Genomic DNA, 13,632 nt, shown 5'->3' on the forward strand with positions numbered 1-13,632 from the left:
ATCTTTGAAAGATTTCGGGGCCGGGCCGAAAGAGATACTGTCAGCCTGTTGGTTTGAGGGGGATAAATGTCTGCACTTGCTGGAAAACGCGGCCTGATCATGGGCGTGGCGAATGAGCGCTCCATCGCTTGGGGCATTGCTAAGGCGATGGCCGAGGCCGGGGCCGAGCTGGCCTTCACCTATCAGGGCGAAGCCTTCGGCAAACGGCTGGAGCCGCTGGCAGCCTCGGTCGGGTCGGATTTCATGGTCGATGTGGATGTGACCGACGACGCCTCGCTGGACGCGGCGTTCAAGGGTCTGAAAGAGCGTTGGGACCACCTGGATTTCCTGGTTCACGCCATCGCCTATTCCGACAAGAACGAGCTGACAGGGCGCTTCATCAACACCTCGCGCGAGAATTTCAAACAGTCGTTGGATATCTCCTGCTACTCGCTGATCGAGGTGTCGCGCCGCGCCTACCCGATGATGAAGCAAAACGGCGGCACCATCCTGACGCTGACTTACGGCGGCTCGAACCGCGTGACGCCGAACTACAACGTGATGGGCGTTGCCAAGGCAGCGCTGGAATCGGCCACGCGCTACCTGGCGAACGACCTCGGCCCGGACGGAATTCGCGTCAACGCGATCTCGCCCGGCCCGATGAAGACGCTGGCCGGTGCCGCGATCGGCGGTGCGCGCAAGACCTTCAAACACACCGACATGAACGCCCCCATGCGCGCCAACGCCACTTTGGAGGCCGTGGGCGGTACGGCGGTCTATCTGGCCTCGGACGCGGGCGCCTGCACTACCGGCGAGATCATCCACGTGGATGGCGGTTTCCACGTTCTGGGCATGCCGCAGGCGGAAAACCTCTGAAACGGTTAAATCAGTTTAAGCGTTGAGCAAGGAATGGGGGCGCTGCCCCCGCGCCTGCGGCGCTCCCCCGGGATATTTGCGAAAAGAAGAAGACATGGGCACGTGCTTGGCCTTCTTCTTTTTTCAAATATCCCGGGGATGAATTGGCCGAAGGCCAAGAAGGGGCAGCGCCCCTTTTTCTAGAACCATTGGCCGGGTTCCATCAGGCCGAGGTCCAGAAGTTGGCCGGAGTGCCACTGAAACCGTGCTGAATTGTGCCATCGGAAGCTGTCGATGCCGAAGGTCGAGCCGGGGTTGCGTTTCAGCGCCTTGGCGGTGCGGAAGCTGCAGATCGCGGCGGTCAGGTTGTGGTGCCACTGGCAGGAAAAGGTGTTGTATTCCGCTTGGTTGAACGTGTGATCGGCGCAGAGCACCAGTCCCGGCGCGGATTTGAACAGGCCGATGCGGTCGATCTTGCGACGGGCGGGGGGGATGTGTTCCTCGAACCGCCAGCGCAGGCCGCCGTAGAAATCCAGTTGGCGCTCTTTCGGGTGGCCGGTTTTGGCATCTTTGCGGGCCAGGGCGTAATAGCCGGTCTTGTCCAGCCAGGCCTCGTCCAGCGACACGGCGTTGGGGTGTTGCCAGAGGTCGCTGGCGTAGAGGTCAATGACATAGCACAGCATCGCGTCGCGGCGTTCTTCGGTGTGGAAGGCCAGCATTTCGCCGATGCTGCGGTGTTCGCAGAACGGGTAAAACAGGTATTCGGCGTTGAAGCCGTAATACATCCAGATCCCCGGCGCTGCCGCGATCACGCGGTTGATGGCGCGGATTGCGTCCTCGGTCGCCAGGGTGTCGTAGGGGACGCGGTGGATGCGTTCGGCCACGTCCTCGGCTAGGGCAAAGCTGTCGGGCATGAAACTGACCACCGCGCGGAACCCGCAATCCAGGTGGTGGCGCAGGGTCGAGTCGATCTCGGTCTCGTCCTCGCAGAAGATCAGGGCGACGGGACCTTTTTGCAGGGCTTGGGTGCCCTGTTTCAGAAAATCGTCAAGCCCTGCATATCGCATCGTTTTTCGCCCGTTTTCGCCAGTGCCAGAGTCACTTAATTCCCGCTGCATTGCAAGGCGTGGTCATTCTGGTATACGCAGCGCCTTGAAAATGCGTGAACGGGGTCCGGCGACATGAGCGACGTGAAGAAACTCTATATCAAGACCTATGGCTGCCAGATGAACGTCTATGACAGCGAGCGGATGGCCGAGGTCATGGGCGGGTCGGGCTATGTGACCACGGACAGCCCCGATGACGCCGACATGATCCTGCTGAACACCTGCCACATCCGCGAAAAGGCGGCTGAGAAAGTGTATTCGGAGCTGGGCCGCTTCAAGCCGCTGAAGGCCGCGAAGCCCGATCTGAAGATCGGCGTGGCGGGCTGTGTCGCTCAGGCCGAGGGCGAAGAGATCATGGCGCGCCAGCCGCTGGTCGATCTGGTGGTGGGGCCGCAGTCGTACCACCGTCTGCCGCAGCTGGAGGCGAAGGCGCGCGCCGGGGGCAAGGCGCTGGACACCGACTTCCCCGAGGAAGACAAGTTCGAGAAGCTGAAGGACCGCCCCAAGGCGCAACGCGGGCCGACTGCGTTTCTGACCGTGCAGGAGGGCTGCGACAAGTTCTGTGCCTTCTGCGTGGTGCCCTATACTCGCGGGGCCGAAGTCAGCCGCCCGGTCGATCGCATTCTGGCCGAGGCGCGCGATCTGGTGGAGCGTGGCGTGCGCGAGATCACCCTGCTGGGGCAGAACGTGAATGCCTATCACGGCGCCGGGCCGGATGGGGATTGGACGCTGGCTCAGCTGATCTGGGCGCTGGACAAGGTGGACGGGCTGGAGCGTATCCGGTTCACGACCAGCCACCCCAATGACATGAGCGATGACCTGATCGCGGCGCATGGGGAATGCAGCAAGCTGATGCCGTACCTGCATTTGCCGGTGCAGTCGGGTTCGAACAAGATTCTGAAGCGGATGAACCGCTCGCACACCGCCGAAAGCTATCTGAAGCTGATCGAGCGTATCCGCGAAGCCCGCCCCGATATCCTGATGTCGGGTGACTTCATCGTTGGTTTCCCCGAAGAGACCGAGGCCGATTTCCAGGACACGATGGAGCTGATCCGCGCGGTGAATTACGGGCAGGCGTTCAGCTTCAAATACTCGACCCGCCCCGGCACCCCGGCGGCGGAACGTGCTCAGGTCGATGATGCAGAGGCAAGCGACCGCCTGACCCGTTTGCAGGCGCTGATCACTCAGCAGCAGCGTGCCGTGCAGGACAGCATGGTCGGCCGCGAGGTGCAGGTTCTGTTCGAAAAGCCGGGTCGTCTGGACGGCCAGATGGTGGGCAAATCGGAATACCTGCACGCGGTCCACGTCGCGGATGCACAGGCCGCGCGGGGTGATATAGCGCGCGTCAGAATCGTCGAAAGCGGCCCCAATTCGCTGGCGGGCGTTCTGGCCTGATCCACCCCGGTGCGGGTTTTGGTGCGCGATCCGGCGATTTCGCTGTGATCGTGTACAATCAGGTTCGCGCCATATGTATTGTTGGGCTGCGGTCTACAATATCTGGTGGAATCTCCTTCACATAAGCGGCATCTCTGATAGAGTGTCGGTATTCTTTTCGTGTCGGAACCAATAATTCCGTGCCTTTTGGTCTTGGATGGTCAGGTTCCCGCTGGGATATCAGATAAAGGACAGGGGCTGTGTCGAAATTGGTTTCAAAAGCGCTGCAGGCGGTATTCGTCGGCGCCGTGGTTGCCGGGATGAGCGCGGGTGCCGCCTTGGCTCAGCAATACAAAAGCAATGCCCAGGTCGTTGACGGCGAACGCTATGTTCCCACGATCTGGATTGACCCGGATGGCTGCGAGCATTGGGTCATGGATGACGGCGCCGAAGGCTACATGGACAACCACCTGACCCGCGATGGCCGCCCGGTGTGTCACCCCGTCAACGTCTGCGGCGTGATGAACAGTGATCAGCTGTTTGCGACCGACAGCTACCGGATCGGTGCGGCTGGCAAGGCAAAGCTGCAATCGTTCTTCAAGCAGTCCAAGGCCCGTGCGTACATCATCGCGGGGCACACGGACAGCCGCGCGTCTGACGAATACAACATGCGCCTCAGCTTCAACCGGGCCAAATCGGTGGCGCGGGTTGCCTCGGGCGTCGGGGCGAACGTGATCGACGTGCGCGGTTATGGCGAGCGGATGCCCAAGGTGCCCAACACGAGCGCGGCCAACATGCAGAAGAACCGTCGCGTCGAAATCATCTGTGTGCAGTGAGCGAGGGAATCCACATGAAACTGATCAAGATCACCTCGGCCCTGCTGATCGCCGGCGCGCTGGCGGGTTGTGAATATAGCGGCCACGGCAGCGTCGGCGCGGACAAGACCCGCGACCGCGGCACCGACTCCAAGCACCTGAGCCAGCTGAAGGCCGGTATCTGGGTCGATCCCAACGGCTGCGACCACTGGATCATCGACGACGGCGTCGAGGGCTACCTGTCGTCCCGTCTGGACAAGTACGGCAAGCCGATCTGCTCGGGCGTTGCGCCGCCGAATACGGCGGTTGGGCCGTTCAAGAAGGGCTCGAAAATCCCCGATCCGCTATGAGCCGGATCGGCACATATGCCAGCGAAACAGGCCGCCAGGGGAACTTGGCGGTCTTTTTTTGCGCCGATTTCGCGACAATTGACCCCCACCGCTTGCGCGACTCTATGGATGGTGCCACCATATCTGTACATCACACACGCAGGAGACCTGTTTGCATACCAGCATTCTGACCCCGCCCGCCGATCCCGCCACGCTCGCTCAGGCGCTTCTGGAATTTCCGGACAATCGCCTTCTGATCGACCTGTGTGGGGAATATGATCGAAACCTCGCGCGGATCGAGCAGAAACTGGGAATACAGATCATCCGACGAGGCAACCAGCTGATCCTTCATGGCGACGAAACCGCCATCAAGGAAGGGCAAGAGGTGCTGCAATCCCTTTACGATCGTCTGCAGGCCGGCCGCGAGGTCGAAAGCGGCGACATTGACCGCGAGATTCGCATGGGCGGATCCGAGCGCGGCACCGGCATTCAGGACGGCGACCAGCTGGAAATGTTCAAGGGCGGCAAGGTGGAAATCCAGACCCGAAAGAAACTGGTCGAGCCGCGCACCGACGCACAAAAGACCTATGTCCAGAACCTGTTCGCGAACGAACTGGCCTTTGGCATCGGCCCGGCGGGCACCGGCAAGACCTATCTGGCCGTGGCCGTGGGCGTGTCGATGTTCCTGAACGGTGACGTCGACAAGATCATCCTGTCGCGCCCCGCGGTCGAAGCGGGCGAGCGTCTGGGCTTTCTGCCCGGTGACATGAAGGACAAGGTCGATCCCTACATGCAGCCGCTGTACGACGCGCTGAACGATTTCCTGCCCGGCAAGCAGGTCGCCAAGCTGATCGAGGAAAAGCGGATCGAGATCGCGCCGCTGGCCTTCATGCGCGGGCGCACGCTGGCCAATGCCTTCGTGGTACTGGACGAGGCGCAGAACGCCACCTCGATGCAGATGAAGATGTTCCTGACCCGTCTGGGCGAGGGCTCGCGCATGGTGATCACCGGCGACCGCAGCCAGGTGGACCTGCCGCGCGGTGTGTCTTCGGGTCTGCATGATGCCGAACGGCTGCTGCAGAACATCCGGTCGATCAGCTTCAACTACTTCACTGCCAAGGACGTCGTGCGCCATCCCCTTGTCGCCGCGATCATCGAGGCGTATGAGGCCGACGAAGCCTGATCCTGCATCCTGCCCCAATGGGACACGTGGGGGGATGGCCCCCCACGGACCTGCGCGACATGCTGACCGACACGATTTACGAAGACGACCGCTGGGAACAGGCCGACCTTGAGGCGCTGGCCGAAACCGCTGCCCGCGCGACGCTGACCCATCTGGGCCTTGATCCGGAAGGGTTCGAGATCGCCTTGCTGGCCTGCGACGATGCCCGCATCGCCGAGCTGAACGCCGATTTCCGTGACAAGCCGACGCCGACCAACGTGCTGTCCTGGCCCTCGGAGGAGCGCGGCGCCGAGGAGGATGGCGACACGCCCGAGCTGCCGGAAGGCAGCGACGGGGTCTTTGCCGAGGAGGATGGCGACACGCCCGAGCTGCCGGAAGGCAGCGACGGGGTCTTTGCCGAAGAGCTTGGCGATATCGCGATCGCTTGGGAAACCTGCGCGCGCGAAGCCGAAGAGGCCGGCAAACCGCTGGCCCATCACCTGACCCATTTGATCATCCACGCCACGCTGCACCTGCTGGGCTACGATCACATCCGTGACAAGGATGCCACGTTGATGGAGGGGATCGAGACCGAAATACTTGGCAAGATGGGTATCCCTGACCCATATTCAGAACATTCAGCGGATTAGACCGCGCTTTTTGGAAAGGTAAGATGGGCGACAGCACCGACGGGTCTTCTATGGCAGCGCAAAGCGCGCCTTTGGACGACCAAACCGAACCCCGGGTCAGAACCGGGTTCTTCCGCCGCGTGATCGGGGCGCTCAGCCCCTCGGATGTGGGCGAAGCCGCCCCTGATGACAGCGCCCGCACCAATGGACAGGCCCCCGCGCACGTCCCGCTGGACATGATGTCCCTGCGGCGCATGCGAGTCGAGGACGTGGCCATCCCCAAATCCGAGATCATCTCGGTGCCCGATACCATCGGCAAGGAAGAGTTGGTCGAGGTGTTCCGTGACACCGGCCTCAGCCGTCTGCCGGTCTATTCGGGAACGCTGGACACGCCCGTAGGCATGTTGCACCTGAAGGATTTCGCCCTGCGCCACGGCTTTAACGGCAAGGCGGCCGAGGCGTTCGAAATCCACAAGATGCTGCGCCCGTTGCTGTATGTGCCGCCCTCGATGCCGATTGGCGTGCTGCTGCAAAAGATGCAGACCGAACGCCGCCACATGGCGCTGGTGATCGACGAATACGGCGGCGTGGACGGGCTGGTCACGATCGAGGACCTGATCGAACAGATCATCGGCGAGATCGAGGACGAGCACGACACCGACGAAGCCGAACATTGGGTCAAGGAAAAGGAAGGCCAGTATCTGGCGCAGGCCAAATCCCCGCTCGATGAGTTCGAGGCCGAGATCGGCATGTCCCTGACCGAGGCCGACGAGGTCGACGAGGAAGAGATCGACACGCTGGGCGGTCTGGTCTTCATGCTGCTGGGCCGGGTGCCGGTGCGCGGCGAGGTGATCAAGCACCCCGCCGGGGCCGAGTTCACCGTGGTCGACGCCGACCCGCGCCGCATCAAGCGTCTGCGCGTGCGCCTGCCGCAAGCCGCGGCCTGATCCATGCCAATGCTGCGCCTGGCACTGCCTTTGGGGCTGGGCGCACTTGCGGCGCTGGGACAGGCGCCGTTCGGCCTGTGGCCGCTGACCATTCTGGGGCTTGCGGGCGGCGTTCTGCTGTTGCACCGCGCGGCCAGCCTGCGGGCTGCGGCGCTGAGCGGATGGCTGCTGGGAACGGGCTATTTCCTGCTGGCGCTGGTCTGGATCGTGCAGCCGTTTCTGGTCGATCCGCTGCGCTATGGCTGGATGGCCCCCTTTGCGCTGGTGTTCCTGGCGGGCGGGCTCGCGCTGTTTTGGGGGCTGGCCTTCGCTCTGGCCAAACGGGTCGGCAATGGCTGGGCGCTGATGGCCACGCTGACCCTGGCCGAGATTTTGCGCGGATACTTGTTCACCGGATTTCCCTGGGCTTTGCCCGGTCATGTGCTGGTCGATACGCCGCTGGCTCAGCTGGCGGCCATCATCGGCGCGCAAGGGTTGGGGCTGATCGTGCTGGCCCTGTCGGTGGCGCTGGCCGGTCTGGCGCAACGCCACTGGGTGCCTGCGGTGCTGACCGTCGCCGTTGTGGCTGCTGCATGGATCTGGGGGGCGCAACGGCCCGAAACGCTGGATTTGCAGGGCCGTCCGGTCCTGCGGATGGTCCAGCCCAACGCGCCGCAACACCAGAAATGGGACCCGGACTATGCGCCGGTGTTCTTCCGCCGCTCGCTTGAGTTCACCGCGGCCGGGGCGCAGCGCCCGGACCTGATCGTCTGGCCCGAAACGGCGCTGCCTGTGCTGCTGGACGAGGCCGAGCGCGCCTATGAGATCATCCACGACGCCTCTGGCCCCGTGCCCTTGGTGCTGGGCGGCGAACGGCTGGACGGTGGTGCGCTTTATAACTCGGCGGTGGTGCTGGGGGCGGACGGGCTGCCGGGGCAGGTCTACGACAAGCATCACCTTGTGCCCTTTGGCGAGTATATCCCGCTGGGCGATCTGGCCGCGCGGTTTGGCATCCACGGCTTGGCCGCGAAAGAGGGCAACGGCTTTGCCGCCGGTCCCGGCCCGCGCCTGCTGGACCTTGGGCCGCGTCTGGGCCGCGCGCTGCCGCTGATCTGCTATGAGGCGGTGTTTCCCAATGACGCCAGCCATCCCGACCCGCGCCCCGATTTCCTGCTGCAACTGACCAACGACGCATGGTTCGGCACGTTTTCCGGACCGTATCAGCATCTGGCGCAGGCCCGTCTGCGCGCGATCGAGCAGGGCCTGCCGCTGGCCCGCGCCGCTAATACCGGGGTTTCCGGCATGATCGACCCGTGGGGCCGCGTCACTGCGCAAATCCCGCTGGGGCAGGCGGGTTGGGTGGATGCGCCCTTGCCCAAGGCGCTGCCTGCAACGCCGTTCACGCGCTGGGGCGACTGGCTGGCATTGGGGCTGGCGGTGCTGGGTCTCGTGGCGTCAACGGGCTGGGCGCGTACGAATCGCCGCAGCTTAAGCCGTTGACCCCGGCCCCGAGGGGGCGTAACCACGCACTATTCCCTGTCACAACGGCTTCCTGACGTGGCGGGCAGATTTAATGGAGCACACTCTCATGTCCCGACAGAACTATATCTTCACCTCTGAATCCGTGTCAGAGGGGCACCCCGACAAGGTTTGCGACCGCATTTCCGATGCGGTGCTGGACGCGTTCCTAGCCGAAGAACCGAACGCTCGCGTCGCTTGCGAAACCTTTGCCACCACCAACCAGGTGATCGTCGGCGGAGAGGTGGGCCTGTCGGACAAGGCGCGCTTGGCCGAATACATGAACCGCATCGACGGCATCGTGCGCGATTGCGTCAAGGATATCGGCTACGAGCAGGACGCCTTTCACTGGGCGACGCTGAAGGTCGGCAACTTCCTGCACCCGCAATCGGCTCACATCTCTCAGGGTGTGGACAAGGACGGCGCGGGCGACCAGGGCATCATGTTCGGCTACGCCACCGACGAGACGCCGGAACTGATGCCGGCCCCGATCCAATACGCCCACGCGATCCTGCGCCGTCTGGCCGAAGCCCGCAAATCGGGCGCCGAGCCGACGCTGGGCCCGGATGCGAAATCGCAGCTGTCCGTGCGCTACCGTGATGGCAAGCCGGTGGGCGTCAGCTCGATCGTGCTGTCGACGCAGCACATGCACGAAAGCCAGACCAGCGACGATATCCGCGCGATCGTCGAGCCTTACATCCGCGAAACCCTGCCCGAAGGCTGGATCACCGAGGACACCGAATGGTGGGTCAACCCGACCGGCACCTTCGTGATCGGCGGCCCTGATGGCGACGCGGGCCTGACCGGCCGCAAGATCATCGTGGACACCTATGGCGGTGCGGCCCCGCATGGCGGCGGCGCGTTCTCGGGCAAAGACCCGACCAAGGTGGACCGCTCGGCCGCTTATGCGGCGCGCTATCTGGCCAAGAACGTGGTCGCAGCGGGTCTGGCCACCAAGTGCCTGATCCAGGTCAGCTATGCCATCGGCGTGGCCAAGCCGCTGTCGATCTATGCCGACACCTTTGGCACCGGCCAGATCCCGGACGAGCAGATCGAGCGTATCGTCGGCAAGTGCATGGACCTGACCCCGCGCGGCATTCGCACCCATCTGGACCTGTGCCGCCCGATCTACGCGCGCACCGCAGCCTACGGCCATTTCGGCCGCGCCCCCGAAGCGGATGGCGGTTTCAGCTGGGAAAAGACCGACCTGACCGAGGCGCTGAAGGCCGCCGTCTGAATCCGGCGCACAGGTTAAACGACTATAACAGGCCGGGTGATCGCCCGGCCTTTTTCATTTGCGGCGGTCACACGGGCCCAGTTTTGCAGGCATTGATCCGGAAGGCCGGGCGGGGTAAACCGCGCTCCAATCAGCGAAAGGACCCCGCCATGACCAAGACGGATGTATCGGGCCTGTCCCAATTGGGGCAAAATACCGCTCAGCCGACCTCGCCCGAAGAGGCGCAGTTGGAGCGGGTGCCGGCGGGCCATGCGGGCACCGATTATGTCGTGCGTTTCACCGCGCCCGAGTTCACCTCGATCTGTCCGATGACCGGCCAGCCGGATTTCGCGCATATCGTCATCGACTACATTCCCGGCGACTGGCTGGTGGAATCGAAGTCGCTGAAGCTGTACCTGCATTCGTTCCGCAATCACGGCGCCTTTCACGAGGATTGCACGATCGACATCGCCAAGCGGCTGGTCGATCTGCTGGCCCCGAAATGGCTGCGGATCGGGGCCTATTGGTACCCGCGCGGGGGCATCCCGATCGACGTGTTCTGGCAGACCGGCCCCGCGCCCGAAGGCGTGTGGATCCCGGATCAGGGCGTCGCAACCTATCGCGGACGGGGGTAAGCCATGTCGGAAGATCAGCATCCCTCGGGCGCGCCCTGGCGCAATTTCTACGGCCGTATCCGGGGCAAGACCCTGCGCGACAGCCAGAAGACCTTCCTCGCTGAGGATCTGGAGCCCCTCTCGCCCGGGCCCGTGTCGTGGGAGGACAACCCCGAGCGCACGCCGCTGGACCTGAACGCACTTTTCGGTGAACGCGATGTCTGGCTTGAGATCGGCTTTGGCGGGGGTGAGCACATGGTGCACCAGGCCAGCCTGAACCCGCAGGTGGGATTCATCGGCTGCGAGCCGTTCGTGAATGCCGTCGCGATGCTGCTGGGCAAGATCCGTGATGCGGGATGCGAGAATATCCGCGTCCATCCCGGCGACGCGCGCGACATGTTCGACGTGCTGCCCGAAGCCTCGATCAGCCGGGCGTTCCTGCTCTATCCCGATCCCTGGCCCAAGAAGCGCCACCACCGCCGCCGGTTTGTGACGCAAGATCACCTTGTGCCGCTGGCGCGGGTGCTGAAACCCGGCGCGATTTTCCGGGTGGCGACGGACATCCCCGACTACGTGCGCCAGACGCTGGAAGAAGTCCCGCAGGCCGGGTTCGAATGGCTGGCCGAGCGTCCGCAGGACTGGCGGGAGCCGTGGGATGACTGGTACTCGACCCGCTACGAGCAGAAGGCGCTGCGCGAGGGGCGTACTCCGCATTACCTGACCTTCCGCCGCACCTGAGCGGCTGCGCCCCTGATCGGCGGCCCGTTGGGCGGGTGTGTTGGCGCCGTGAGTATTTCTAATCAGAAAGAAGCAGCATTCGGGACATGGACCGGGGCGGCGGGCTGCGCTATGAGGCAGGGGAATTTCCCTGAGGAGGCATCCATGTCCGGCCACGGCACCCCGATCCCGATGACGTCCACCAAATGCGGCCCGCTGAGTGGCGAGGCGCATGTGCCGGGGGACAAGTCGATCTCGCACCGGGCGCTGATCCTGGGGGCGTTGGCGGTTGGTGAAACGGTTGTGACCGGACTGCTGGAAGGCGAGGACGTGCTGGACACCGCCAAGGCGATGCGCGCCTTCGGGGCCGAGGTGGAGCGTGATGCGGATGGCGTGTGGCATGTGCATGGCGTGGGCGTGGGTGGTTTCAAAGAGCCGGGCAACGTGATCGATTGCGGTAACTCGGGCACCGGGGTGCGGCTGATCATGGGGTCGATGGCGACCTCTCCGATCGTGGCGACCTTCACGGGCGATGCCAGTCTGAACAAGCGCCCGATGGCGCGCGTGACCGATCCGCTGGCGCTGTTTGGGGCGCAGTCGGTGGGGCGTTCGGGTGGGCGGTTGCCGATGACCATCGTGGGCGCGGCCGATCCGGTGCCGGTGCGGTACGTGGTGCCGGTGCCCTCGGCGCAGGTGAAATCGGCGGTGTTGTTGGCGGGGCTGAACGCGCCGGGGCAGACCGTGGTGATCGAGAAAGAGGCCACCCGCGACCATACCGAGCGGATGCTGGCGGGCTTTGGCGCCGAAGTGTCGGTGGAGGAGACCGCTGAGGGCCGTGTCATCACGCTGACCGGGCGGCCCGAGTTGAAGCCGCAGACGATCGTGGTGCCGCGCGACCCAAGCTCGGCCGCTTTTCCGGTCTGTGCGGCGCTGATCGTGCCCGGCTCGGACGTGTTGGTGCCGAATATCGGGCTGAACCCGACGCGGGCGGGGCTGTTCTACACCTTGCAGGACATGGGGGCGGACCTGACTTTTGAGAACCTGCGCGAAGAGGGCGGGGAGCCGGTGGCGGACCTGCGGGCGAAATTCTCGCCCAACCTGAAGGGGATCGAGGTGCCGCCCGAGCGCGCCGCCAGCATGATCGACGAATATCCGGTGCTGTCCGTGGTCGCAGCGTTCGCGCAGGGCGACACGGTGATGCGCGGGGTAAAGGAGTTGCGGGTCAAGGAATCCGACCGGATTGCCGCGATGGCGGATGGTCTGCGCCTGAACGGGATCGAAGTCGAGGACGGCCCGGATTGGTGGATCGTCAAGGGACGTGGCCATGGCAACGTGCCGGGCGGGGCGACTTGCGTCAGCCATCTGGACCACCGGATCGCGATGTCCTTCCTTGTGATGGGCATGGCCGCGAACGCGCCGGTCAGCGTGGATGACGGCAGCCCGATTGCCACCTCTTTCCCGATTTTCGAGGGGCTGATGGCCGATCTGGGCGCGCAGCTGTCGCGCGGCTGATGGCGCGGCTGTTCTGGATCTCGTTCCTGCTGGCGGGGGCGCTTTATGCGACGATGGGCCTGTGGTCCAGCCCCTACCTGCTGGAGGAGGCCGACGGCCTGCCGATGTTCGACCTGCGTCCGCTGGGCTATACCTATGACGAGGCGCGGGCTTATCTGGACGCGCTCTCGGACGAGGGGCGGGTGTTTTATCTGACGGTGCAACAGCGGCTGGATATGGCGTTTCCGGGACTGCTGGCGCTCAGCTTTGTTGCGGCGTTCCAATGGTTGCTGCGCGGCTCGATGCGCTGGGGGCTGTCGGCGGTCGCGGTGTTGAGCGCGGGCGCGGATTACCTGGAAAACATGCGGGTGCACGGGTTGCTGATCGCCGACACGGTGACCGAGCAGATGGTGGCCGACGCCAGCCTGGCCACACTGATCAAGTCGGTGTCCGTGACGGTGTGCTTTACGGCGCTGTTGGTGCTGTTCGCACGCGCCGTCTGGAACCGGCGATGACGCGGGGCAGCTGCCTGTGTGGCGCGGTGCGCTTTGAAACGCAGGCAACATTCGGCCCCGCCACGGCCTGCCATTGCACGCAATGTCGCAAGATTACGGGCAGTTACTCTATCGCCGCACCTGTCCCGGCTGACGCCCTAAAGATCAAGGGCGCGCCGCGCTGGTTCGCCTCGTCCGCCCATGCGCGGCGGGCGTTTTGCCCCGATTGCGGCAGCTACCTGTTCTGGGAGGAAGGCGACGGTCTGATCTGGGTCGCGCTTGGCTCGGTTGACGGGGCGACGGGGACGCATCTGGCCAACCACATTTTCTGTGCCTACAAAGGGGACGAATACGACCTGACCGACGCCTTGCCGCATCACGTGCGGGGCTGGTCCAGCCCGGAGGTT

Annotated in this window: 14 protein-coding genes, 2 pseudogenes and 1 riboswitch; of the genes and pseudogenes, 15 read left to right on the forward strand and 1 reads right to left on the reverse strand. The window is 64.1% G+C overall.

What is annotated here, in order from left to right:
• Window positions 1-66 precede the first annotated feature (66 nt).
• Window positions 67-855 (forward strand): enoyl-ACP reductase FabI, encoded by a 789-nt coding sequence (locus E7681_RS13895; protein ID WP_136339904.1) that lies wholly within the window; start codon window positions 67-69, stop codon window positions 853-855.
• A 179-nt stretch (window positions 856-1,034) separates the two neighbouring features.
• Here E7681_RS13895 and E7681_RS19410 read toward each other — a convergent pair whose 3' ends face one another.
• Window positions 1,035-1,553 (reverse strand): hypothetical protein, encoded by a 519-nt coding sequence (locus tag E7681_RS19410; protein WP_425471390.1) that lies wholly within the window; start codon window positions 1,551-1,553, stop codon window positions 1,035-1,037.
• Here E7681_RS19410 and E7681_RS19415 point away from each other — a divergent pair.
• The 14 genes and pseudogenes from E7681_RS19415 to E7681_RS19135 form a co-directional block, all read left to right on the forward strand.
• Window positions 1,542-1,730 (forward strand): annotated as a pseudogene (locus tag E7681_RS19415) (hypothetical protein); the annotation flags it as partial. The gene E7681_RS19410 and the pseudogene E7681_RS19415 sit on opposite strands and share 12 nt — an antisense overlap.
• A gap of 285 nt (window positions 1,731-2,015) precedes the next feature.
• Window positions 2,016-3,335, forward strand: a complete 1,320-nt coding sequence (miaB, locus tag E7681_RS13905) for a tRNA (N6-isopentenyl adenosine(37)-C2)-methylthiotransferase MiaB (RefSeq protein WP_136339906.1) — start codon at window positions 2,016-2,018, stop codon at window positions 3,333-3,335.
• Window positions 3,336-3,634: 299 nt separating this feature from the next.
• On the forward strand, window positions 3,635-4,150 hold the full coding sequence (locus E7681_RS13910; RefSeq protein WP_136339955.1) for an OmpA family protein: 516 nt from the start codon (window positions 3,635-3,637) through the stop codon (window positions 4,148-4,150).
• A 14-nt stretch (window positions 4,151-4,164) separates the two neighbouring features.
• Complete coding sequence (locus E7681_RS13915) at window positions 4,165-4,479, forward strand: hypothetical protein (protein ID WP_211089803.1); 315 nt, start codon at window positions 4,165-4,167, stop codon at window positions 4,477-4,479.
• A gap of 151 nt (window positions 4,480-4,630) precedes the next feature.
• Window positions 4,631-5,641, forward strand: coding sequence for a PhoH family protein (locus E7681_RS13920; protein WP_136339907.1), 1,011 nt, complete (start codon window positions 4,631-4,633; stop codon window positions 5,639-5,641).
• 59 nt (window positions 5,642-5,700) lie between these two features.
• The gene (ybeY, locus tag E7681_RS13925) at window positions 5,701-6,270 is read left to right on the forward strand and encodes an rRNA maturation RNase YbeY (protein ID WP_136339957.1); all 570 of its coding nucleotides are present in this window, start codon (window positions 5,701-5,703) and stop codon (window positions 6,268-6,270) included.
• 23 nt (window positions 6,271-6,293) lie between these two features.
• Window positions 6,294-7,196, forward strand: coding sequence for a hemolysin family protein (locus E7681_RS13930; protein WP_136339908.1), 903 nt, complete (start codon window positions 6,294-6,296; stop codon window positions 7,194-7,196).
• 9 nt (window positions 7,197-7,205) lie between these two features.
• The gene (gene lnt / locus E7681_RS13935) at window positions 7,206-8,675 is read left to right on the forward strand and encodes an apolipoprotein N-acyltransferase (protein ID WP_136339909.1); all 1,470 of its coding nucleotides are present in this window, start codon (window positions 7,206-7,208) and stop codon (window positions 8,673-8,675) included.
• A gap of 33 nt (window positions 8,676-8,708) precedes the next feature.
• Window positions 8,709-8,756: riboswitch (SAM-SAH riboswitch) on the forward strand.
• 7 nt (window positions 8,757-8,763) lie between these two features.
• On the forward strand, window positions 8,764-9,930 hold the full coding sequence (gene metK, locus E7681_RS13940; protein ID WP_136339910.1) for a methionine adenosyltransferase: 1,167 nt from the start codon (window positions 8,764-8,766) through the stop codon (window positions 9,928-9,930).
• A gap of 149 nt (window positions 9,931-10,079) precedes the next feature.
• Window positions 10,080-10,544, forward strand: a complete 465-nt coding sequence (gene queF / locus E7681_RS13945) for a preQ(1) synthase (RefSeq protein ID WP_136339911.1) — start codon at window positions 10,080-10,082, stop codon at window positions 10,542-10,544.
• 3 nt (window positions 10,545-10,547) lie between these two features.
• A complete protein-coding gene (gene trmB, locus E7681_RS13950; protein WP_136339912.1) occupies window positions 10,548-11,261 on the forward strand; it encodes a tRNA (guanosine(46)-N7)-methyltransferase TrmB in 714 nt (237 codons plus the stop codon).
• A gap of 144 nt (window positions 11,262-11,405) precedes the next feature.
• Window positions 11,406-12,752 (forward strand): 3-phosphoshikimate 1-carboxyvinyltransferase, encoded by a 1,347-nt coding sequence (gene aroA / locus E7681_RS13955; protein ID WP_136339913.1) that lies wholly within the window; start codon window positions 11,406-11,408, stop codon window positions 12,750-12,752.
• Window positions 12,752-13,246 (forward strand): hypothetical protein, encoded by a 495-nt coding sequence (locus E7681_RS18855; RefSeq protein ID WP_168733214.1) that lies wholly within the window; start codon window positions 12,752-12,754, stop codon window positions 13,244-13,246. The genes aroA and E7681_RS18855 overlap by 1 nt, the downstream gene beginning before the upstream one ends.
• Window positions 13,243-13,545, forward strand: a pseudogene (locus tag E7681_RS19135) (GFA family protein); the annotation flags it as partial. The gene E7681_RS18855 and the pseudogene E7681_RS19135, both read left to right, overlap by 4 nt.
• Between the last annotated feature and the right edge of the window lie 87 nt (window positions 13,546-13,632).

Origin of the sequence: Thalassobius vesicularis, assembly GCF_004799325.1 — a bacterium.
Taxonomy (GTDB): domain Bacteria; phylum Pseudomonadota; class Alphaproteobacteria; order Rhodobacterales; family Rhodobacteraceae; genus Thalassobius; species Thalassobius vesicularis.